The sequence below is a fragment of the Variovorax sp. YR634 genome (genome assembly GCF_900106655.1).
Classification (GTDB): domain Bacteria; phylum Pseudomonadota; class Gammaproteobacteria; order Burkholderiales; family Burkholderiaceae_C; genus Variovorax.
The window spans coordinates 1-19,475 of sequence record NZ_FNOL01000007.1; the positions used below are offsets into that span (position 1 = coordinate 1).

A 19,475-nucleotide genomic window follows, 5' to 3' on the forward strand; every position below is an offset into this window, starting at 1 on the left:
AAAGCCGCAGCGAAAGTCCGAATGTACGGGTGCAATCGAACCTTCAAGTCATCATCAACTGACTGCCTGGCATATTGGGGGGCGTCCATGTACGGACTCTCCTCACACTTCCCAAAAACACTACTAATTCGCACAACTAGTATGGAAAAAGAACCATGATCGGCATCACATTCATCCACGAAGCAAACCCAGAACGCCTGAGACCAATAGAAGAGGATGGCCCTGATGCACTGGACGATCTGACAGTGGTCAACATGGAAGTGATGAATTCGCTGGACTTTACGGTTCTATGTGGCAGGTCGGTGAAGTGGAACCAGGGGGAACCTGCTGTATTGCTAGAGGACTTGGTGGTTGTTCGAGTGGCGCCTGAAGCGTTGGATCATGTCCTCGATGGCCGGCATGCCGACCTCGATTCAGACCAGCTTGCGGACTTGAATCGGCTAAGAACGTTCGTGATGCAGCATGGCAAAGAACATATTTGGGAGTTCGCAACGTTCTAGCGCTCTTTGTAGGATTGGCGGCCGCCAAAAGGTTGAGTCCGTTGACCAATGGAGTGACCGCTTTTACGCCCCCACGAACTTCCGTTTAGGGCCCCGTGCTGACGTTCTCTCTTGCCGCAAGCAGACTTTCAGCTTCCACTAGGAGAGTGCTCTTCATCAACGTTACATTCATTCGGGTTAGGCCAAGCCTCTTTCAGATCTCAGTCTCTAGGATTGCGTCATGACCAGTTCCCAGCGGTCTGCGAAAGCAAAGCTAAGTCAGAAGCTGCGCTCCGGCCTGATTGCGGTCGCCGTTTTCGTTGCCTTCGCCTTGGTGGGGCCGTTGTTTGGATTTGGCAGGAGTGCAAGTTCCAGTGGCGCGATGGGCGGCGAGATTTGCCGAGCTACCTGCACGGCGCGAGGCTGGCGAGACGGCGCATTGGTTTCTCCAGAACACGCTGCGACGGGAGCTCAGAACGGCCCCAAGACTTGCCAATGCCGATGATGGCCTCGTACAACTGATCGCATAGGCTCGACCGCAGCCGGATACACCACCGTCGCGATCAGGGCTTGTCTCGGTCAATGCGCAGCTCATCGATTCGCTTGGTGGCTTCAGCGCAATGGCCATGGCTCCCCAGCTTGACGGGCTCTATCAACACCGCTTACATTGCCTCCGCCCCGCGATAAGCGAGGCCGGGATTGGCGTCCCGCTGACATCCTGCGACGAAAGCCGCAGTCACCGCACATGGTCTGCGGCTTTTTCGTTCATGCTTCCTTTTTAGGCGGCTCGAACGGGAGGGCTCGCGCCCTGCCGGTTTCCGCAAGGATGTCCCGGTACGCCAACCTGTTCGAGCTGCCGCCCCCGATTGGCGTCGGGTGCGTCGGTTTCTGCAAATCGACATCCTTGGGAGGCCCACTCATGGCCAACGCTTCTTCAAACGACGCAAGCACCAACGCCCGTTGTGCTTGTGCGCACTATCGTCCCACCGCCCAGTTCAAACCCTTCGAATGGGTCCAGGGCGACCGGCTCAACGATTCTTCCCAGCAAAGCCAGGCCGCATTCCTGAACGACGCCCGCGACGTAGTGCAGGGCGCGCAAACGCTGGTTCAGCTACTCACCTGGGACGAAGACCGGCACGATGCCGCTTCGTCCGACACAGACCCCGCGCCGCTCTTCGATGAATGCCAGCGCGGCTCGCTGCAGCGGCTTCTCTCGGTAACGCTGGGCCTGCTCCACGCCCGTATCGAAGTCCAGTGCGAGGCACTGACGGGGTAGGGAAGGCCTTCGAGTTCAGGCCGCCCGTATCACCGACTTGGGCTCCAGATACGCCTCCAGCCCGAAGGTGCCGAATTCGCGGCCGATGCCCGATTGCTTGAAGCCGCCGAAGGGCGCCAGGGGCTCGTGGTGCAGGCCGTTGATCAGCACCCGGCCCGCCTGCAGGCGGGAGCCCACGGCAAGGGCGTGTTCGTCGCTGCCCGACAGCACCACCGCCTGCAGGCCGTAGACCGTGTCGTTGGCGATTGCGATGGCGTCTTCCTCGTCGCGGTAGGTAATGAGGCAGAGCACGGGCCCGAAGATTTCTTCACGCGCGATGACCATGTCGTTGCGTACTCCGGCGAACAGGGTGGGGCGCACGTAGAAGCCGGCGTCGAGGCCTGCCGGGCGGCCCTCGCCGCCGGTAATGAGCCGCGCGCCTTCTTCCGTTCCCTTGCGGATATAGCCCTGCACCCGCTCCCACTGCTTGCGGCTGACCATGGGGCCGATTTCGGTCGCGGCATCGCGTGGGTCGCCGACCTTCGCGGCCTCGACTGCCGTCCGGGCGAGCGCGATGGCTTCGTCCAGCCGGTGTTCGGGCACCAGGATGCGGGTGCCGGCCAGGCAGGCTTGGCCGCTGTTCTGGAAGCCGGCCGTCACTGCAAGGGGAATGGCGGTGGCGAAGTCGGCGTCGTCCAGCACCACGGTGGGCGACTTGCCGCCGAGCTCCAGCGTCACGCGCTTCAGGGTGTTGGCCCCAGCGCGCTGGATGGCCTTGCCCACGGCGGTGCTGCCGGTGAAAGAAATCTTGGCGATGTCGGGGTGGCTGCTCAGCTCCGCGCCCACCACGTCGCCCCGGCCGTTGACGATGTTGAAGAGCCCCGGCGGCAGGCCTGCGGCGTGCAGTGCCTCGGTGACCACCTGGGTCTGGATGGCGCTCATCTCGCTAGGCTTGATGACCACGGTGCAGCCTGCGGCCAGCGCGGTAGCCAGCTTGTTGCAGATGAAGCCGGCATTGGAATTCCAGGGCGTGATGAGGCCGGCCACGCCGACCGGCTCCATCACGACCTGCGCGCTGCCGATCTGGCGGGTGAGGGGGTATTGCTCCAGCGTCTTCGCCGCAAGCAGGAAGGCCTCTGCCGCATACCGTGCAACCCAGCTGGCGCGGGACACGGGGCCGCCGTATTCCTCGGTGGTGGCGGCATTGATATCGTCGGCGCGGGCCAGCACCGCGGCATGCAGGCGGTGAAGCAGCGCGATGCGTTCGGCCTTGGTGGTGCGCGCATGGGCGGGCCAGGCGCGCTTGGCGGCGGCAATGGCCCGCAGCGTGTCTTCGCGGTCACCCAGGGTGACGTGGCCGATGACGGCCTCGGTGGCGGGGTTGATGAGTTCGGCCTGTTCGCGCCCGTGGGGGGTGACGAAGGCGCCGTCGATGTAGATCTGGTCGATGTTGCGCATGGTGTGTTCCTTGGATTCGCCGGAGCGGAAAACCGGCTTGAATCAAATCTAGGGCGCGAGCATTGACTTGAGAAGCCGGCCAAATCACCATGCGTCATTCAGATAATCAGGACAATCCACCATGCACAGCAGCGGATTGATAGAGCTGGAGGCGGTGCTGGCGGTGGCCCGGCACGGCGGCTTCAGGGCGGCAGCGGTCGACATGGGCATGTCGCGCTCGGCCCTCAGCGCCACGGTGGCGGGGCTGGAGGCGCGGCTGGGCGTGCGCCTGTTCAACCGCACCACGCGCAGCGTGTCCACTACCGAGGCGGGCGAGCAGTTCATCGCGCGCATCGCACCGGCGCTGGCCGACATCCGCGGCGCCATGGAGGCGACCAACGAGCTGCGCGACACGCCCACCGGCACCCTGCGGCTCAACAGTTCGGTCGGCGCGGCGCAGATGATCTTCGCGCCGGTGGTGCTGGAGTACCTGCGCCGCTACCCCGACATGAAGGTAGACATCGTGACCGAGCGCCGGATGATCGACATCGTGGCCGAGGGCTTCGACGCCGGCATCCGCCTGGCTGAGGCCGTGCCGCGCGACATGGTGGCCGTGCCCATGAGCAGCGAGCAGCGCATGGTGGTGGTCGCATCGCCGCAATATCTGCAAAAGCACCCCGCGCCCCAGGTGCCCGACGACCTGATGGCGCATCGCTGCGTGCGCTGGCGCTTTTCGAGCGGCATCGTTTACCGCTGGGAGTTCGCGCGCCACGGCGAGGCGATGACGCTCGACGTGCCCGGCCCCATCACGCTCGACGAGCCCCTGCTGATGCTGGAGGCGGCGCGCGCAGGCGTGGGCATTGCCTACATGGGGATGTTCCACGTCGCAGAAGACCTGGCCAGCGGCCGGCTGGTGTCGTTGCTGGAGGAGTGGTCGCCCAGCTACCCGGGCATCTGCCTGTATTACCCGAGCCGGCGCAACGTGCCGGCGGGGCTGAGAGCCTTCATCGACCTGGTGCGCGAGGTGATCGAGTTGCCGGGCCGGTAGCGGAGCTAGGAATGTCCTGTTTGATGGACATTAAGCCTATATACATTAATAATGTGTCGTATGAAGGACAAAATAAGACTGCCCATCGAACTGGGCCAGGCAATCCAACGTGCGCGAAAAGATGGCCGCCTGAAGGCGACCGATATCGCCGCGCGCTCGGGCCGCGCGCGCAATGTTCTCTATCGACTGGAGCGGGGGGAAGACATCACGCTTGCCTCGCTTTTTGACATCCTGCGTGCCATGGATCTCACGATCAGCCTGGAGCGCCTGGGCATGCCGACGCTGGAAGAAGTTACGGAACGCTTTGGACAGGATGACGACGATGCTTCCTGAAAAGATCAGGCAGCTCGACGTTGGGATCGCCGGCGAGCCGGCCGGCCAGTTGCTCAAACACTCGGTCTACGAGTTCCGGTATCTCGACGGCCGTGTGGAGCAGCCCGCCGTCGCGTTGCTCATGCCGCCGACCCGGCCGACTTACCAGGACGGCGACCTCTTCGCTGTGATGGATCAGAACCTGCCCGAGGGTGACCTGTACCTGCGTCTGCGAGCGATGTTTCCCAAGCAACAGCTCACTCAGATGCACATGCTCGCGGTGGTGGGATCCAACGGTATCGGTCGGTTGGGCTTTCGGTTGCCGGGGGCGCAGCCGCTTGCGATGCCTCGGGTCATCGACCGCAAGACCTTGCTCGGAACCCGCTACACGCCAGAGGTGTTCGACGAACTGGTGCGCGCATACCTGAGCACGGGCGCCGGCATTGCCGGCATGCAGCCGAAGATCATGGTGCCGGATCGGGTCAGCGTTCCAGTGCCCACGATCATCGTGAAGGCTGCGGCACCGTCCTACCCGGGCCTGTCGGCCAACGAGTTCATGTGCCTGACGGCTGCTGGCCACGCAGGCATCGAGACACCCACGTTCGACCTCTCGGACGACGGGCATCTGCTGCTGGTCGACCGATTCGACATCGCGTCGGATGGGTCCCGGATCGGTTTCGAGGATATTGCGGCGCTGATGAATCTTCGGGTGCGCGACATCCAATCCGACCGCAAGTACCACGGAAGCTACCAGCGCATCGCCGAACTGATGCAGTACCTTCAACTGCCCAGCGAGAACCTCGAGCGGTTTTTCGAGCAAGTGGCGTTCAGCATCATGGTGCGCAACGGCGATGGCCACCTCAAGAACTACGGCTTGCTCTATACCTCGACCGCTGACTGCCGCCTTGCGCCGATGTTCGATGTGGTGACAACCGCGCTCTATCGGTACACGCGCTATGAAGGCGGCCCCGAGCTCGAGGACCGCACACTGGCGCTCAAGCTCTTCGCCGGCAAGGGCCACACGAAGGCCTACCCGACGACCGAGGAACTGCTGCTGTTCGGCCGCAAGGTCTGCGGGGTCGCAAAGCCAGAACTCGTTCTCGCGCGAATCGCGCAGGGGATGCAGAAGACGCTGGGCCTGATGGCCAGTGACCAGCGAATCCCGAAGAGCCTGTTGGAGAGCATGCGAGACATCTGGACCGATGGGATGGGCTATGCCAAGGTGCCGTAGATCTCAGTTGAGCCAACGGGCAGGGCCGTCACATCGGCGGCATCTTGTCGAACTTGGGCAGTGCCGGGTCGAGAAAGTCCCAGCCGTGCCCACGCACGGTGTACGTGACCGCCTGCGGCTTGTACCGGCCGGGGTCGTCGAGGCTCGCGGCGTGCACGGTGAAGACGTCGGGCATCGCCGCAAAGGTCAGGTACACGGGCGAGCCGCAGTTCGGGCAGAACCCCCGGGTCTTGACGTTGCCGCTGTCGCCGACCATGTCCCACAGGGTGGCATTGCCGCTGTGCTTCACGCCGGCGCGTGGAAAGGTGAGGTACGAGCCGTGGCCGGTGCCGCTCTTGCGTTGGCAGTCGCGGCACTGGCATTCGTTCTGAAAGATCGGCTCGGCCGAGATCTCGTAGCGGATTGCGCCGCACGCGCAGCCGCCGGTGTAGGCGTGGCTCATTTGTCTTGTCCTTTCGAGGTTGTTTTCCAGCGGGGCTGGCTGGGTGCAACCAATTTAGGCGAGCGAGGGCGCGGCGGGGGAGTAACAAGTTCGTCGTGAGTGGGCACCGCCCGGGAGTTCAGGCTTCCACGGGCACGTAGAAGTCGATCACGGCCCCTGGCTGGTCGGGCGCGAAATGACCGTCGTACATCTCGAAGTCGGGGCTGTCGACGACCCGCAAGCCGGAGGCGGGAATCAACTCGCCCCAGATGGTCGCCATGGCGCTCTTGACTTGCGGGTGCAGCGCGGACCCGTTCAGGGCGATGCGAAAAACGACGTAGGTTGCCGCCGGAATCTCCTTCACGGTGAACCCCTTGGGGAGTTCGCCGTCGGTTTCCACGCCCACGCCCGCCATGTACATGAAGCTCCCGGCCTCCTGGTCCACGCTCCAGACCACGCCGTACGTCGCCCAGCTCGGGGCCTGGCCCTTCAGCGGCAAGGCACCGACAAGCGCAGACCACAGTTGGGGAATGTCGGACTTCGTCGCGTCGTCGAAGCGCCGGGATGGGCCCGCGACGCGGAACGCCTCGAGCCTGGTCAATTCGGGCAGCCGGGCCACTGCCGTGGGGGTGCTGCTGGGGGAATTCATTGGAAACTGTCCTTCGATGGGGGTAGGAGAGAAGCCGGTACGAAAGCGGCCGGGTGACGCGCCGAAGAGGCGCTTGAATGCGCGCGTGAAAGCCTCCTGCGATTCGAAGCCGCAATCCAGGGCCAGATCGATGAGCTTCACGTCGGGCTCGCTGCAGAGCCTGCGGGCGCTGCGCACGAGTCGACGCCCGCGCACGTGCGCCATGACACTGCGGCCCATGCGGGCGGTGAACATCCGGGAGAAGTGGTACGCCGAAAAGCCCGCGCGTTGCGCGATCAGTTCGAGCGTGAGGTGGTCGTCGAGCCGCTCCTCGATCCAGGCCATGAGGGGGACGAATATGTCGGGCTCGCGGGGCATCGGGTTGTCCATGCGGCGATCATGAAGTACCGCAAACCGGCTGTCCTGACCGAACTTGCTGGCGTGCAGTAATGCGAAAGAATTGCCAACTCAGTGGCTTCTGCTTTGAAGTTCTTACAACTTCGGCCCCGTACATGCGGGTTTCAGACGGTAAAGTGCCCGTCTCCGGTTTCGGACTGTTTCCGACCCTTTTCCCGCCGCCTCCCGCTCCCCCCGTTTCTGTTTCTTCTTCTTCATGTCCAACCTCATCGTGCACGGCGGTACGCCGCTGCGTGGCCGCATTACCCCCTCCGCCAACAAGAACGCCGTGCTTCCGGTGCTCTGTGCCACTTTGCTCACCTGGGAGCCGCTGCGCCTGCATGGCGTGCCCGACATCACCGACGTGCGCAAGATCCTCGACATCTTCCGCACTCTCGGCAGCGACGTGCACATGGACCACGAGACCGGCACGCTCGAGCTGCACCACCGCGAGACCACCTTCGACGCATCGCTGCACCGGCTGCCCGAGGAGATGCGCTCGTCGATCATGTTGGTGCCGCCGCTACTGGCGCGCTTCGGTGTTGCGCGGCTTGAAGACAACGTGAAGGGCTGCACGCTGGGGGTGCGCGAGATCGATCCGCACGTGGAGGTGTTCCAGCGCTTCGGCGGCGAGGTCGAGCGCACCGAGGGCTCGCTGCTGGTGCGCAGCAAAGGCCGGCTCACGCCGACCGACCACTGGCTCGACTACGCCTCGGTCACGACCACCGAAAACTTCGTGCTGTGCGCAGCCGCCGCGGGCGGCACCTCGACGCTGACCAATGCCGCGTCGGAGCCGCACGTGCAGGAGTTCTGCCGCTTCATGGCCATGATCGGTGTGCGCATCGAGGGCATGGGCACTTCGCGGCTCACGGTGCATGGCAACGGCGCGCTCAAGGGCGGCGAGTTTCGCTTCGACGAAGACTTCCACGAGATCACGACCTTCCTGGCGCTGGGCGCCATCACCGGCGGCGACGTGGTCGTGCGCAACAGCGCCCCCGAAAACTTTCCGCTGCTCGACCGCACCTTCGCCAAGTTCGGCGTGCAGATCGAGCATGCGGACGGCTGGTCGCGCGCCATCCGCACTGGTCCGTTGAAGGTGCAGACACCTTTCACGAGCAACGTGCTCACCAAGGTCGAGGCGGCGCCGTGGCCGTACTTTCCGGTGGACCTGCTGCCGATCTTCATCGCGCTGGGCGTGCGCGCCCAGGGCAATGCGATGTTCTGGAACAAGGTGTACGACGGGGCGCTGGGCTGGACGGGCGAGCTCTCGAAGTTCGGCGCGCACGTGTTCTCGTCTGACCCGCACCGGCTCATTACCTTCGGCGGCAATCCACTGACGCCCGCGGTGGTCGAGAGCCCCTACATCATTCGCGTGGCGATCGCGCTGTTCATGGTGGCGGCGAGCATCGAGGGCAAGTCGGAGATCCGCAACGCCGCGCCGATCCGCCGGGCGCATCCGCGCTTCGTGGAGAACCTGCGCAGCTTGGGCGTGCAGGTTGAGTGGACGAGCGAGGAATAACCGGCGGGGTTGGTGTCGCAGCGCTCGCCCGTCAGAACGACGGAACGGGGTTGCGCCCTTCGGTCAGCACATAGGCGCCGTTGCGCCAGGCATAGACCAGCGTGCTGTCGATGGTGAGCACGCGGCGGTTTTTGGTGCCGCTCGTCCGTTCGCCCTTGAACGCGATGCGCATTTCGCCCGGCGCTTCGTCGGTGCCCAGCGTAAAGCTCGGCGTGCCGCTGACGTCGAAGCACGCGCCGCGTGGCGGCTCTTCCGACTTGCCGGGCCTGGGCGCTTTCTCGCAGGACTCATCGGCGCCTTCATTGGTGGCCGACAGCGCAATGCCCCTTGCCAGCACGCGCACCTTGCCCGCTTCGAGCCCATACACCGACAGCCACTGCCCACAGTAGCCCTGCCAGCAACTGCCGTGGGCAATGGTCAGCGCAAAGCGCTGGGGCGCGATGCGCTCGACTTTGGTGGTGCCGAGGTTGCCCATGAAGCCGAGGTAGTCGACAGCGTCGCTGCGGCTCGCGAGCTTCCAGCCCTCGGCGCTCTGCTCGAAGAAGTAGGCGCCGAGCCATGCGCCGTTCACGTGGCCGTTCATCGGCTCGCCCCGGTCGTCGAGCGGCACGGTCTCGGTCAGCATGACGGCGTGCGTATCGTCCAGCCGCACCACTTCGCGCGGCGACACCTGAGCCTGTTGATCGGCCTCGCTGCCGGGCACTGTCTTGCCCTCGTTGGCCCTCTCGGGCAGCGAGACGGTGTCGGGCTGTCGGGGCGAGGCGCCCGGGCCCTGGGAGTCGGGGAACACCAGCGCCATGAGTTCGGCTCGCTTGAGCGTGGCCGATGCGGTGGGGCGAGGCACTGGTGGTGCAGGTGATGCTGGCGGTGCCGCGGGGGCAACGGCCTCGGCGGTTGCCACGGCCACTGCGGCTTTGTCCGGCTGCGCGTCGGCGGTGGTAGCGGGGGCTTCTTCTTTCTGCGGGCAGCCGCCGAGCATGACGAGGCTGGCGGTGGCAATGGCAGCAGCAATGCTGCGCTGCAGCGGCCGGGAGTGAGCGGGCCGCGTCGGGTTCAGGATGGGCATGCGCGCGATTGTGCCGAAGCCATTTGGCGATGATGACCCCGCCGCCGCCGCAACCTCCGGCTTGGCGGGAGAATGGCCGGCACCCGGCGACACACGAACAAGGAGCGCTCCAAATGACCACGCTGCAACAACTCATCGGAACAGACCTTCCGCTCATTCAGGCCCCGATGGCCGGCGTGCAGGGCAGCGCGCTGGCCATTGCTGTCAGCAATGCCGGTGGCCTGGGCTCGCTGCCAGGTGCCATGCTGAGCCCCGACGTCATGCGCAGCGAGCTCGCTGCCATCCGCGCGGGCACCGGCAAGCCCTACAACGTCAATTTCTTCTGCCACACCCCGCCGGTGCCGAGCGCCGAACGTGAAGCGACCTGGCGTGCCGCGCTGGCACCGTATTACGCCGAGTTCGGCATCGACGCGGCGAACATTCCCACCGGCCCGGGGCGCAACCCCTTCAGCGCCGAAGTGGCGGACCTGCTGGCCGAGTTCAAGCCGCCGGTGGTGAGCTTTCATTTCGGGCTGCCGTCAGAAGCGCTGATGGCGCAGGTGCACGGTTGGGGCGCGAAGGTGCTGGCTTCGGCCACCACGGTCGAAGAGGCGCAGTGGCTCGAAGCGCGCGGCGTGGATGCGGTCATTGCGCAGGGGCTGGAAGCCGGCGGGCATCGCGGGCATTTCCTGTCGCACGACCTGACGCGGCAGCTCGGCACTTTCGCGCTGCTGCCGCAGCTGGTGCACGCCGTGAAGGTGCCGGTGATCGCGGCCGGTGGCATTGCCGATGCAGCGGGCGTGGCCGCGGCCATGGCGATGGGCGCGGCGGGCGTGCAGATTGGCACGGCCTACCTGCTGACGCCCGAGGCGACCACCAGCGCGCTCCATCGCGAGGCGCTCAAGAGCAGGGCCTCGCGGCACACGGCGCTGACCAATCTTTTTACCGGCCGGCCGGCGCGCGGCATCGTGAACCGCGTGATGCGCGAGCTGGGGCCCATCGGCGCAGCCGCGCCGGAGTTTCCGCTGGCCACATCGGGAATCGCACCCTTGCGTGCCAAGGCCGAGGCGCAGGGCAACGGCGATTTCTCTCCGCTATGGTCGGGGCAGAATGCCACCGGCTGCCGTGAGCTGCCTGCGGCCGAGGTCACGCGCGAGCTGGCACAAGGATTTCATTGAGCTTCACAAACCATGACCCAACTGCATCTGCCCCTGAAGTTTCTCGCGCATGGCGCGCAACCCGATGTTCGCGAACCCTGGCTGCTGGTGCTGATGCACGGCGTGGGCAGCAACGAGCAAGACCTGTTCGGCCTGGCGCGCATGATGCCGCCGCAGTTCAACGTGCTGAGCCTGCGCGCGCCCTATGTGCTGTCGCCCGATGCCTACGCGTGGTTCGAGTTCCAGGTGCTGCCCGGCGGTGAACGCCGGATCGACGAAGAGCAGGAGCGCGAGAGCCGCTTCCTGGTCGGCGAGATGATTGCCTCGGCTGGCAAGCAACTCGGCGTGCCGCCAGAACGCGTGGTGGTCGGCGGCTTCAGCCAGGGCGGCATCATGGCGCTGTCGCTGCTGCTGACCAAGCCTGAGAGCGTGCGCGCCGCGATGGTGTGGCACAGCCGGCTGCTGTCGCAGGTGCTGCCGCACGTCGCGGCGCCGGAGGCCTTCGAGGGCAAGGCGTTGTGGGTGAGCCATGGCAGCGCCGACAACGTGATTCCGCCGAGCGCCGCGCAGGCTACGCGCGAGTTCGCGCGCACGCTGCCGTTGGCACTGTCGGGCGCGGACTTTCCGGGTGCGCATGAGCTTCGTCCGGCAGAGTTGCAGGCCACCCTGGCGTGGCTGCAATCGCTCAGCGCGCCGACAAGTTCGTAGACAAGCGCGTCATGACCATCGCTTCCATCTCGGCCACCCACTCGTCGTTGCCCGCTTCGGGCTGCACCAGCAGGCGATAGCGTCGGCCGCCCCATGCGGCGGTCAGCAGCGCATGGATGGTGGCGGGCGAGGGCGGCGGTTGCAGGTCTGTGCAGGCGGCAAAAGCCTTGAGCCATCTGTCAGCCAGTTCGTCGTACACGCGGCGGTGATGCTTGGGCTCCGCCACGCGGTGTTCGAGCATCAGCATCTCGTGGTCGAAAGCCGGCAGCCCTTCGAGCCGCGTGTCGCAGGTGATACGCACGAGGCGCTGCACGCGTGTTTGCCAGCCGATGTCGGCCGGCGCGATCACTTCCGCATCGAGCCGTGCAAGCAGCGCCTCGATGCAGTGGCGCACGTAGCCCGAGAGCAGGGCTTCCTTGTCGGGGAAGTAGTCGTAGAGCGTGCCGACCGCGATGCCGGTTTCCAGCGCCACTGCGCGCGTGGTCACGCCCTCCCAGCCGTGCGCGGACCAAATCCGAACAAAGGCGTCGTAGATCGCCTGCACGGTGAACTTGCTGCGTGCCTGCGTGGGGCGTTTCAGGGGCTTGGAGCGGGGTGCGTCCGGCATCGACGGTTTTCCGAACCCGCCGGGAGACGGGCCGCCATACAGTTTGCGAATGAACAACGTATTCACTTTAACCCGCCTCGAAACGCGCAAGAACGCCCTCGGCACTACCCGTGTCGTGACCGCGCAGGACACCGGCGAGCTGCAGCCCGGCGAGGTGCTGCTGAAGATCGGCCGCTTCTCGCTGACCACCAACAACATCACCTACGCGGCTTTCGGCGATGCGGTCATGAAGTACTGGCAGTTCTTTCCGACTGGCGACGCTGATTGGGGCCACATGCCGGCCTGGGGCTTTGCCGATGTGGTCGCCTCGAATGTGGAGGGCGTGGCGGTGGGCGAGCGCTTCTACGGCTACTTCCCCATAGCGAGCCACCTGCGCATGCAGCCGGTGCGCGTAACGCCGCGCGGCTTCTACGACGGCGCGCCGCACCGCAGCGAGCTGGTGTCGGCCTACAACCAGTACATGCGCTGCAGCAACGACGCGGGCTACGTCGCCGCGCTGGAGGACTACCAGATGCTGGTGCGCCCGCTGTTCATCACCTCGTTCATGCTGGCCGACTTCCTGGAAGACAACGCTTTCTTCGGCGCGAAGCAGGTCGTGGTGTCGAGCGCGTCGAGCAAGACCGCATTCGGCACGGCCTTTTGCCTGCGACAGCGCGAAGGGCTGGCGCTGATTGCGGCCACGTCCAACGCCAATCGCGCTTTCGTGGAGAGCCTGGGTTGCTACGACCGCACTCTGAGTTATGAAGAAGTGACGGCGCTGCCGGCCGATGTGCCCACGCTGTACGTCGACTTCTCGGGCAACGACGATCTGCGCGCGACCATTCATCACCACTTCGGCGAAGCGCTGGTGTACGACTGCTATGCGGGCTCCGCGCAGAAGACGGAATTTCTCGGTGACACAACCTCGCTGCCCGGCCCGACGCCCAAGCTCTACTTCGCCCCCGTGCAGATCCGCAAGCGCAATGCCGACTGGGGCCCGCAGGAGGTCAACCGGCGCTTCAACGAGGCGCAAGGCAGCTTCATCGCCGAGCTGAGCAGGCCCGGCAATCGATGGATGACGCTGGCACAAGGCAAGGGCTTCGCGCATGCGCAAGCCGTGATCGCCGACCTGCACGCGGGCAGGGTCGATCCGCGGCAGGCGCACGTGGTGCGGCTCGCGGGCTGAGCGTGTGAACTTCCGCGCGGCGGGTGCGTCACAGGGCGTTACGACGACGGGGCTGGTGCGCAGCCCGAATTGGTGCACCATAGCCGTTCGCTTCCCCGACATTCCCGCACAAGGAAACCCACCTCATGCCCGAGCCCGACAGCGACACGCGCGACGCCCCTGAGTTCAGACCCCGCCGCGAAATGCCCATAGGCGCCATCGTCGCCTTCGTGCTGGTGCTGCTCGGGACTACCTACCTTGGCTGGCGCTGGTATCAGCAGCAGATGCTGGCAGAACCCGTGCCAGTGGCCGCAGCGCCCAATGACGCGCCCGCACCACCGCCACCACCGGCGCCGCCCTCGGCAGCGTCCGCCGAGCCGCAGAACCCCATGGATGCACTGGCTCCGCCCGATGCGGCATTGCCCAAGCTGCCCGATTCCGATGCGCGCGTGACGAAGGCGCTGATCGAACTGTTCGGCGGCAAGAACGTTGCAGCGTACATGCACCCCGACGGCATCGTGCGCCGCTTCGTCACCACCGTCGACAACCTCGCGCGCGAACAGGCTCCGCCCAGCGCATGGCCGGTGCTGCCCACGGGCCAGCGCTTCATCACCGACGGGCAGCAGGGGCAGGTACAGACGATTGCCGCGAACAACGCCGCGCGCTACAACGCCATCGTGCTGCTGGCCGAGTCGGTCGACCCGGCCAAGGCGGCGGCCGTGTACGCAAAGCTCTATCCGCTGTTCCAGCAGGCGTACGAAGAGCTGGGCTATCCGGGCCGCTACTTCAACGACCGGCTCATTGCCGTGATCGACCATCTGCTGCAGGCGCCCGAGCCCAAGGGGCCGGTGGAGGTGCGGCTGGTCGAGGTGAAGGGTGACGTGCCCTCGACCCGGCCGTGGGTGCGCTATGAATACGCTGACCCCAAGCTGGAGTCGCTGTCTTCCGGCCAGAAGATCATGGTGCGCATGGGGCCGGAGAACGAGCGCAAGGTGAAGACCAGCCTGCGCGGCCTGCGCCAGCAGATCGCCACTGGCGACGTGGCGAAGAAGAAGCAACCCTGACGCCGCACGGCGCCCGACGTACACGGGCGCCCGTGAGCATTCCTCCGGCGCGCTGTGTAGGCGCGGACCGATTGCGTGCTGCACGGATGTCGCTGAGGCTTTGTTCTCAAGATCAAAACCTCGAGGACACCCGTATGAACCTGATGAGCGTCGACCTCTACCAGAGTGCAACCGATTCGGAGAAATTCCTCGCGCTTCCAGCGGGCACCGATCCTGCCGAACTCATGGGTCCGATGACCTTCGACCAGGACTATGCGCAGGTCAAGCGATACCAGGAGGCATTCCAGTTCGATCCGTCCGAAGCCTATGCGGGCGTCAATGCCGCCAAGATCGCTGCAGACATCCTGACCGTGAAGTGGGCGACCTATCGTCGCGAATCCCCGCCGTAGAAGGGCCGCTGGGTTGCCGCCCGCCTTCTCGGGTTTCGTCAGGCCTCTTCGGTTTCCTTGTAGTCGCCCACGGGCACGCAGCTGCAGAACAGGTTGCGGTCGCCGTACACGTTGTCGACGCGGCCGATGGGCGGCCAGTACTTCGCGTTCTTGAGTTCGGCCAGCGGAAACGCGCCGAGTTCGCGCGAGTACGGGTGGCTCCACTCGGTGCCGAGCAGGCTCGCAGCCGTGTGCGGCGCGTGCTTGAGCGGGTTGTCTTCCTTCGGCCACACGCCTTCTTCGATGCGGCGGATTTCGCCGCGAATGGCGATCATCGCGTCGATGAAGCGGTCGAGTTCGGCCAGCGGCTCGCTCTCGGTCGGCTCGACCATCAGCGTGCCGGGCACGGGGAAGCTCAGCGTGGGCGCGTGGAAGCCGTAGTCGATCAGGCGCTTGGCCACGTCTTCGGCGGTGACGCCGCTGGTGTCCTTCAGCGGGCGCAGGTCGAGGATGCACTCGTGCGCGACGTGCCCGTTGGGGCTCGCGTACAGCGTGGGGTAGTGGTCCTTCAGGCGCGCGCTGATGTAGTTGGCGCTGAGGATGGCCGTTTCGGTCGCAGCCTGCAGGCCCTTGGCGCCCATCATGCGGCAGTACATCCAGCTGATCGGCAGCACGGCCGCATTGCCCAGCGGTGCGGCCGACACGGCGCCCACGCCGTTCGACGGCACGCCGGCCGTCGCGTGGCCAGGCAGGTATGGCACGAGGTCTTCGACCACGCACACCGGGCCCACGCCGGGGCCGCCGCCGCCGTGCGGAATGCAGAAGGTCTTGTGCAGGTTCAGGTGGCTCACGTCGCCGCCGAACTCGCCCGGCGCAGCCACGCCGACCAGCGCGTTCATGTTGGCGCCGTCGACATACACGCGGCCGCCGTGTTCATGCACCAGCTCGCACAGTTCCTTCACGCGGGTTTCGAACACTCCGTGCGTGCTGGGGTAGGTGATCATCACTGCGGCCAGCTTGTCGCTGTGCTTTTCGCAGGCGCGCTTCAGGTCGTCCATGTCGACGTTGCCCTGCGCGTCGCAGGCTGTCACCACCACCTGCAGGCCCACCATCTGCGCGCTCGCGGGGTTGGTGCCGTGTGCGGAAGACGGAATCAGGCAGATGTTGCGGTGGCCCTGGCCCTTGGCTTCATGGAACGAGCGGATGGCCAGCAGGCCTGCGTACTCGCCTTGCGAGCCGGCGTTGGGCTGCAGGCTGATGCCCGCGTAGCCGGTGGCTTCGCACAGCCAGGCGCGCAGCTGGGCGTCGAGCTGGGCATAGCCCTGCTGCTGCTCGGCGGGCGCGAAGGGGTGGATGTTGGCGAACTCGGGCCAGGTGATGGGGATCATCTCGCTCGTTGCGTTGAGCTTCATCGTGCAACTGCCCAGCGGAATCATGCTGCGGTCGAGCGCCAGGTCTTTGTCGGACAGGCTGCGGATGTAGCGCAGCATTGCGGTTTCGCTCTTGTGGGTGTTGAACACCGGGTGCGTGAGAAAGGCGCTGGTGCGGCGCAGGTCTTCGGGGATCAGCGGCGTGGTGCTGCTCGACAGGTCATCGAAGCGCGGCGCCTGCGTGCCGGCGGGCGCGAACAGGCTCCACAGGGTTTCGACGTCGGCGCGCGTGCTGGTCTCGTCGAGCGAGATGCCCAGGTGCTGCTGCAGGCGCTGGCGCAGGTTGACGCCGGCCGCCTGCGCGCGCTCGATGATTGCCGGCGTGTCTTCGCCGGTGCGGATGGTCAGTGAGTCGAAAGCGGTGGTGTTGACCAGCTCGCGGCCCATCTGCGTGAGGCCCTTGGCGAGGATTGCCGTGAGCGCTGCCACTCGCTGCGCAATGCGCGTGAGGCCATCGGGCCCGTGGTACACGGCGTACATGCTGGCCACCACGGCCGGCAGCACCTGCGCGGTACAGATGTTGGACGTGGCCTTCTCGCGACGGATGTGCTGCTCGCGCGTCTGCAGTGCGAGGCGGTATGCGGGCCGGCCGTGCGTGTCGACGCTCACGCCGACCAGGCGGCCCGGCAGCGAGCGCTTGAATTCGTCGCGGCAGGCCAGGTAGGCGGCGTGCGGGCCGCCGTTGCACAGCGGCATGCCGAAGCGCTGCGTGGTGCCGCAGACGATGTCGGCATCGAATTCGCCGGGCGCGACGAGCAGCGTGAGCGCCAGCAGGTCGGCCGCGACGATGAGGGCGGCGTCGCACTGATGCGCGTGGCCCGCGAGCGGACGCAGGTCGTGCACGTGGCCGGTGGTGGCGGGGTACTGTGCGAGCACGGCGAAGAACTCGCCGCTCACCATCAGGTGCGGCAGCGTTTCCGACACGGTGCTCACCTTCACTTCGATGCCCAGCGGCGCGGCGCGCGTCTTGATGACTTCAATAGTCTGCGGATGGCAGTCGCCAGACACCAGGAACACGTTGCTCTTGCTCTTCACGCTGCGCTTGGCCAGCGTCATGGCCTCGGCTGCGGCCGTGGCTTCGTCGAGCATCGAGGCGTTGGCGATGGCCATGTCCGTGAGGTCGCACACCATCGTCTGGAAGTTGAGCAGGGCTTCCATGCGGCCCTGCGAGATTTCGGCCTGGTAGGGCGTGTAGGCGGTGTACCAGGCGGGGTTCTCGAGCACGTTGCGCAAGATGACGCCCGGCGTGTGCGTGCCGTAGTAGCCCTGGCCGATGAAGTTCTTGAACACCTTGTTCTTCGACGCCATCACCTTCAGCTCGGCCAGCGCATCGGCTTCGGTGGCCGGTGCGGGCAGGCGCATCGGCTTTGCGCGGCGGATGGCCACGGGCACGATGCCGTCGATGAGCTCCGCGCGCGTTTCCGAGCCGATCACCGGCAGCATGCGCGCCTCGTCCGCCGCATCGATGCCGATGTGGCGGGCGAGGAATTCTTCGGCGTTCTCTAGTTCTTGCAAAGAGGGAAGGGCGGGCGTCGGCATGGCGGTGAGGGCTCGGGGAGAAGAAGGAAGGTGGCTGAGGAACTCAGCGGATCAGGATTCGGCGGCGAACTTGTCGTAGGAGGCCGCGTCCAGCAGGGCGTCGAGCTGCGCGGGCTCGCTCAGCTTGACCTTGAAGAACCAGCCGGCGGCCAGCGGGTCGCTGTTGGCGAGCGACGGGTCGGCGCGCAGCGCCTCGTTCACTTCGGTGATCTCGCCCGACACGGGCATGAACACGTCGGCCGCGGCCTTGACCGATTCGACGACGCCGGCAACTTCGCCTTGCGCAAAGGTCTTGCCGACTTCGGGCAGGTCGACGAACACCACGTCGCCCAGCGCGTCCTGCGCATGCACGGTGATGCCGACGGTGGCTGCGTCGCCTTCGGCCGACACCCATTCGTGGTCCTTGGTGTACTTGATGCTCATGGAAAAACTCCTCGTGGAAAAAATGAATCGGGGTGCAGAGCCTAGCCTGTCGACCAGGCTCAGCCGCGGTAGTAGCGGGTGGGCACGAAAGGCATCGTCGAGACCTCCATCGGCACCGGCTTGCCGCGCACGATGGCCTGCACGCGCGTGCCCGGCTCGGCGAAGGCGGTGGCCACGTAGCCCGTGGCGATGCAGCGGTCGGCCGTCGGGCCGAGCAGGCCGCTGGTGACGATGCCGATGTCATGGCCTTCGAAAGATTGCAGCACCGTGCCGTCGCGCACCGGAATGCGTTCGAGGGCGACGAGGCCCACGCGCTTGCGCTTCAGCGTGTCGTGGTCGGTGTGGCCGGCAGCGCCTGCGGTAGCGACGGCAAGCTGCGCGAGGATCTTTGTCGCGCCTGGAAAGCCGCCTTCGCGCGCGCCGCCTGTGCGGCGCACCTTCTGCATCGCCCAGTTGAGCGAGGCCTCGACAGGCGTGGTGGTGGTGTCGATGTCGTTGCCGTAGAGGCACAGGCCGGCTTCGAGCCGCAGCGAATTGCGCGCGCCCAGGCCGATGGGCTTGACCTCGGGTTGGGCCAGCAGCAGGCGGGCCAGCGCCTCGGCGTCTTTGGCGGCCACCGAGATCTCGAAGCCGTCTTCGCCGGTGTAGCCGCTGCGGGTGACGAAGGCGGCAATGCCGCCGATCTGCACCGCACCGCCCGTCATGAACACGAAGCGCTCGATGCCGGGCGACAGCCGCGCCAGCGTGGCCGCGGCCTGCGGGCCCTGCAGCGCGAGCAGGGCGTGGTTGGGCAGGGGCTGCACTTGGCAGCGGCTGCCGATCTTCTGCTGGATGTGGGCGATGTCGGCCACCTTGCAGGCGCCGTTGACGATCACGAAGATCGAGCCGTTGCCCTCGTTGAAGAACATCAGGTCGTCGAGGATGCCGCCTTCGTCGTTCAGCAGCAGGCCGTAGCGCTGCTTGCCGGCGGGCAGGTCGATCACGTCGACGGGCATCAGGGTTTCGAAAGCCGCCGCCGCATCGGGCCCGACGAGGCGCAGCTGGCCCATATGGGAGATGTCGAACAGGCCGGCCGCGTCGCGCGTGTGCTTGTGCTCGGCCATCAGGCCGGCGGGGTACTGCACCGGCATCGAATAGCCGGCAAAGGGCACCATGCGGGCACCGAACTCCACGTGGAGGTCGTGCAGCGGCGTCTTGAGAAGTTCGGTAGCGGGGGCGGAAGAAGCAGCCACGGGGCACTCCAAAGGGGCAGACGAAATCCATG

19 protein-coding genes are annotated in these 19,475 nt (G+C 65.9%); 11 read left to right on the top strand and 8 right to left on the bottom strand.

Annotated elements, in window-relative coordinates; translation table 11 throughout:
* Nucleotides 1-155: 155 nt before the first annotated feature.
* Together BLV60_RS14225 and BLV60_RS14230 are read left to right on the top strand one after the other, a co-directional pair.
* A complete protein-coding gene (locus BLV60_RS14225; RefSeq protein WP_093055521.1) occupies nucleotides 156-500 on the top strand; it encodes a hypothetical protein in 345 nt (114 codons plus the stop codon).
* Nucleotides 501-1,398: 898 nt separating this feature from the next.
* Entirely contained in the window at nucleotides 1,399-1,755 is a 357-nt protein-coding gene (locus BLV60_RS14230) for a hypothetical protein (RefSeq protein ID WP_093055523.1), read from the top strand.
* Nucleotides 1,756-1,770: 15 nt separating this feature from the next.
* Here BLV60_RS14230 and BLV60_RS14235 read toward each other — a convergent pair whose 3' ends face one another.
* A complete protein-coding gene (locus tag BLV60_RS14235; protein ID WP_093055525.1) occupies nucleotides 1,771-3,192 on the bottom strand; it encodes an aldehyde dehydrogenase family protein in 1,422 nt (473 codons plus the stop codon).
* Between the two features lie 121 nt (nucleotides 3,193-3,313).
* Between BLV60_RS14235 and BLV60_RS14240 the strand changes: the two genes are divergently transcribed.
* Genes BLV60_RS14240 through BLV60_RS14250 form a run of 3 tightly spaced genes read left to right on the top strand, consistent with a single transcriptional unit; the run spans nucleotide 3,314 to nucleotide 5,762 of the window.
* Complete coding sequence (locus tag BLV60_RS14240; RefSeq protein ID WP_093055527.1) at nucleotides 3,314-4,219, top strand: LysR family transcriptional regulator; 906 nt, start codon at nucleotides 3,314-3,316, stop codon at nucleotides 4,217-4,219.
* Between the two features lie 60 nt (nucleotides 4,220-4,279).
* Nucleotides 4,280-4,552, top strand: a complete 273-nt coding sequence (locus BLV60_RS14245) for a helix-turn-helix domain-containing protein (protein WP_256216607.1) — start codon at nucleotides 4,280-4,282, stop codon at nucleotides 4,550-4,552.
* The gene (locus BLV60_RS14250) at nucleotides 4,542-5,762 is read left to right on the top strand and encodes a type II toxin-antitoxin system HipA family toxin (RefSeq protein WP_093055531.1); all 1,221 of its coding nucleotides are present in this window, start codon (nucleotides 4,542-4,544) and stop codon (nucleotides 5,760-5,762) included. The genes BLV60_RS14245 and BLV60_RS14250 overlap by 11 nt, the downstream gene beginning before the upstream one ends.
* A gap of 28 nt (nucleotides 5,763-5,790) precedes the next feature.
* Here BLV60_RS14250 and BLV60_RS14255 read toward each other — a convergent pair whose 3' ends face one another.
* Both BLV60_RS14255 and BLV60_RS14260 read right to left on the bottom strand, forming a co-directional pair.
* Nucleotides 5,791-6,204, bottom strand: a complete 414-nt coding sequence (locus BLV60_RS14255; RefSeq protein WP_093055533.1) for a GFA family protein — start codon at nucleotides 6,202-6,204, stop codon at nucleotides 5,791-5,793.
* Nucleotides 6,205-6,322: 118 nt separating this feature from the next.
* The gene (locus BLV60_RS14260; RefSeq protein ID WP_256329078.1) at nucleotides 6,323-7,189 is read right to left on the bottom strand and encodes an AraC family transcriptional regulator; all 867 of its coding nucleotides are present in this window, start codon (nucleotides 7,187-7,189) and stop codon (nucleotides 6,323-6,325) included.
* A 235-nt stretch (nucleotides 7,190-7,424) separates the two neighbouring features.
* On the opposite strand from BLV60_RS14260, the gene BLV60_RS14265 reads away from it, so the two are divergent.
* Nucleotides 7,425-8,726: a UDP-N-acetylglucosamine 1-carboxyvinyltransferase gene (locus tag BLV60_RS14265; protein WP_093055537.1), complete on the top strand. Its 1,302-nt coding sequence runs from the start codon at nucleotides 7,425-7,427 to the stop codon at nucleotides 8,724-8,726.
* A 31-nt stretch (nucleotides 8,727-8,757) separates the two neighbouring features.
* On the opposite strand, the gene BLV60_RS14270 is transcribed toward BLV60_RS14265, so the two are convergent.
* Nucleotides 8,758-9,792, bottom strand: a complete 1,035-nt coding sequence (locus BLV60_RS14270; protein WP_093055539.1) for a hypothetical protein — start codon at nucleotides 9,790-9,792, stop codon at nucleotides 8,758-8,760.
* 113 nt (nucleotides 9,793-9,905) lie between these two features.
* Between BLV60_RS14270 and BLV60_RS14275 the strand changes: the two genes are divergently transcribed.
* Both BLV60_RS14275 and BLV60_RS14280 read left to right on the top strand, forming a co-directional pair.
* Nucleotides 9,906-10,949 (top strand): NAD(P)H-dependent flavin oxidoreductase, encoded by a 1,044-nt coding sequence (locus BLV60_RS14275; RefSeq protein WP_093055541.1) that lies wholly within the window; start codon nucleotides 9,906-9,908, stop codon nucleotides 10,947-10,949.
* 12 nt (nucleotides 10,950-10,961) lie between these two features.
* A complete protein-coding gene (locus BLV60_RS14280; RefSeq protein WP_093055543.1) occupies nucleotides 10,962-11,636 on the top strand; it encodes an alpha/beta hydrolase in 675 nt (224 codons plus the stop codon).
* On the opposite strand, the gene BLV60_RS14285 is transcribed toward BLV60_RS14280, so the two are convergent.
* Complete coding sequence (locus tag BLV60_RS14285) at nucleotides 11,614-12,243, bottom strand: TetR/AcrR family transcriptional regulator (RefSeq protein ID WP_093055545.1); 630 nt, start codon at nucleotides 12,241-12,243, stop codon at nucleotides 11,614-11,616. The two genes, BLV60_RS14280 and BLV60_RS14285, sit on opposite strands and share 23 nt — an antisense overlap.
* 49 nt (nucleotides 12,244-12,292) lie before the next feature.
* On the opposite strand from BLV60_RS14285, the gene BLV60_RS14290 reads away from it, so the two are divergent.
* The 3 genes from BLV60_RS14290 (at nucleotide 12,293) to BLV60_RS14300 (ending at nucleotide 14,840) form a co-directional block, all read left to right on the top strand.
* Nucleotides 12,293-13,408: a DUF2855 family protein gene (locus BLV60_RS14290; protein WP_093055547.1), complete on the top strand. Its 1,116-nt coding sequence runs from the start codon at nucleotides 12,293-12,295 to the stop codon at nucleotides 13,406-13,408.
* 125 nt (nucleotides 13,409-13,533) lie between these two features.
* On the top strand, nucleotides 13,534-14,451 hold the full coding sequence (locus BLV60_RS14295; RefSeq protein WP_093055549.1) for a DUF3014 domain-containing protein: 918 nt from the start codon (nucleotides 13,534-13,536) through the stop codon (nucleotides 14,449-14,451).
* A gap of 134 nt (nucleotides 14,452-14,585) precedes the next feature.
* Nucleotides 14,586-14,840: a hypothetical protein gene (locus BLV60_RS14300; protein WP_093055551.1), complete on the top strand. Its 255-nt coding sequence runs from the start codon at nucleotides 14,586-14,588 to the stop codon at nucleotides 14,838-14,840.
* Nucleotides 14,841-14,878: 38 nt separating this feature from the next.
* Here BLV60_RS14300 and gcvP read toward each other — a convergent pair whose 3' ends face one another.
* From gcvP to gcvT, 3 genes are read right to left on the bottom strand one after another with little or no spacing between them, the layout of a single operon-like run.
* Entirely contained in the window at nucleotides 14,879-17,788 is a 2,910-nt protein-coding gene (gene gcvP / locus BLV60_RS14305; RefSeq protein ID WP_093055553.1) for an aminomethyl-transferring glycine dehydrogenase, read from the bottom strand.
* A gap of 51 nt (nucleotides 17,789-17,839) precedes the next feature.
* Entirely contained in the window at nucleotides 17,840-18,211 is a 372-nt protein-coding gene (gcvH, locus tag BLV60_RS14310) for a glycine cleavage system protein GcvH (RefSeq protein WP_093055555.1), read from the bottom strand.
* A 59-nt stretch (nucleotides 18,212-18,270) separates the two neighbouring features.
* Entirely contained in the window at nucleotides 18,271-19,443 is a 1,173-nt protein-coding gene (gene gcvT, locus BLV60_RS14315; protein ID WP_093055557.1) for a glycine cleavage system aminomethyltransferase GcvT, read from the bottom strand.
* Nucleotides 19,444-19,475: the final 32 nt, after the last annotated feature.

Coding starts and splice junctions, on each gene's coding strand:
- BLV60_RS14235 (WP_093055525.1), bottom strand. CDS start 3,192: ATGCGCAACATCGACCAGATCTACATCGACGGCGCCTTCGTCACCCCC.
- BLV60_RS14270 (WP_093055539.1), bottom strand. CDS start 9,792: ATGCCCATCCTGAACCCGACGCGGCCCGCTCACTCCCGGCCGCTGCAG.
- BLV60_RS14225 (WP_093055521.1), top strand. CDS start 156: ATGATCGGCATCACATTCATCCACGAAGCAAACCCAGAACGCCTGAGA.
- BLV60_RS14240 (WP_093055527.1), top strand. CDS start 3,314: ATGCACAGCAGCGGATTGATAGAGCTGGAGGCGGTGCTGGCGGTGGCC.
- BLV60_RS14230 (WP_093055523.1), top strand. CDS start 1,399: ATGGCCAACGCTTCTTCAAACGACGCAAGCACCAACGCCCGTTGTGCT.
- BLV60_RS14250 (WP_093055531.1), top strand. CDS start 4,542: ATGCTTCCTGAAAAGATCAGGCAGCTCGACGTTGGGATCGCCGGCGAG.
- BLV60_RS14285 (WP_093055545.1), bottom strand. CDS start 12,243: ATGCCGGACGCACCCCGCTCCAAGCCCCTGAAACGCCCCACGCAGGCA.
- BLV60_RS14245 (WP_256216607.1), top strand. CDS start 4,280: ATGAAGGACAAAATAAGACTGCCCATCGAACTGGGCCAGGCAATCCAA.
- BLV60_RS14280 (WP_093055543.1), top strand. CDS start 10,962: ATGACCCAACTGCATCTGCCCCTGAAGTTTCTCGCGCATGGCGCGCAA.
- BLV60_RS14275 (WP_093055541.1), top strand. CDS start 9,906: ATGACCACGCTGCAACAACTCATCGGAACAGACCTTCCGCTCATTCAG.
- gcvP (WP_093055553.1), bottom strand. CDS start 17,788: ATGCCGACGCCCGCCCTTCCCTCTTTGCAAGAACTAGAGAACGCCGAA.
- BLV60_RS14290 (WP_093055547.1), top strand. CDS start 12,293: ATGAACAACGTATTCACTTTAACCCGCCTCGAAACGCGCAAGAACGCC.
- BLV60_RS14295 (WP_093055549.1), top strand. CDS start 13,534: ATGCCCGAGCCCGACAGCGACACGCGCGACGCCCCTGAGTTCAGACCC.
- BLV60_RS14255 (WP_093055533.1), bottom strand. CDS start 6,204: ATGAGCCACGCCTACACCGGCGGCTGCGCGTGCGGCGCAATCCGCTAC.
- BLV60_RS14300 (WP_093055551.1), top strand. CDS start 14,586: ATGAACCTGATGAGCGTCGACCTCTACCAGAGTGCAACCGATTCGGAG.
- gcvH (WP_093055555.1), bottom strand. CDS start 18,211: ATGAGCATCAAGTACACCAAGGACCACGAATGGGTGTCGGCCGAAGGC.
- BLV60_RS14260 (WP_256329078.1), bottom strand. CDS start 7,189: ATGCCCCGCGAGCCCGACATATTCGTCCCCCTCATGGCCTGGATCGAG.
- BLV60_RS14265 (WP_093055537.1), top strand. CDS start 7,425: ATGTCCAACCTCATCGTGCACGGCGGTACGCCGCTGCGTGGCCGCATT.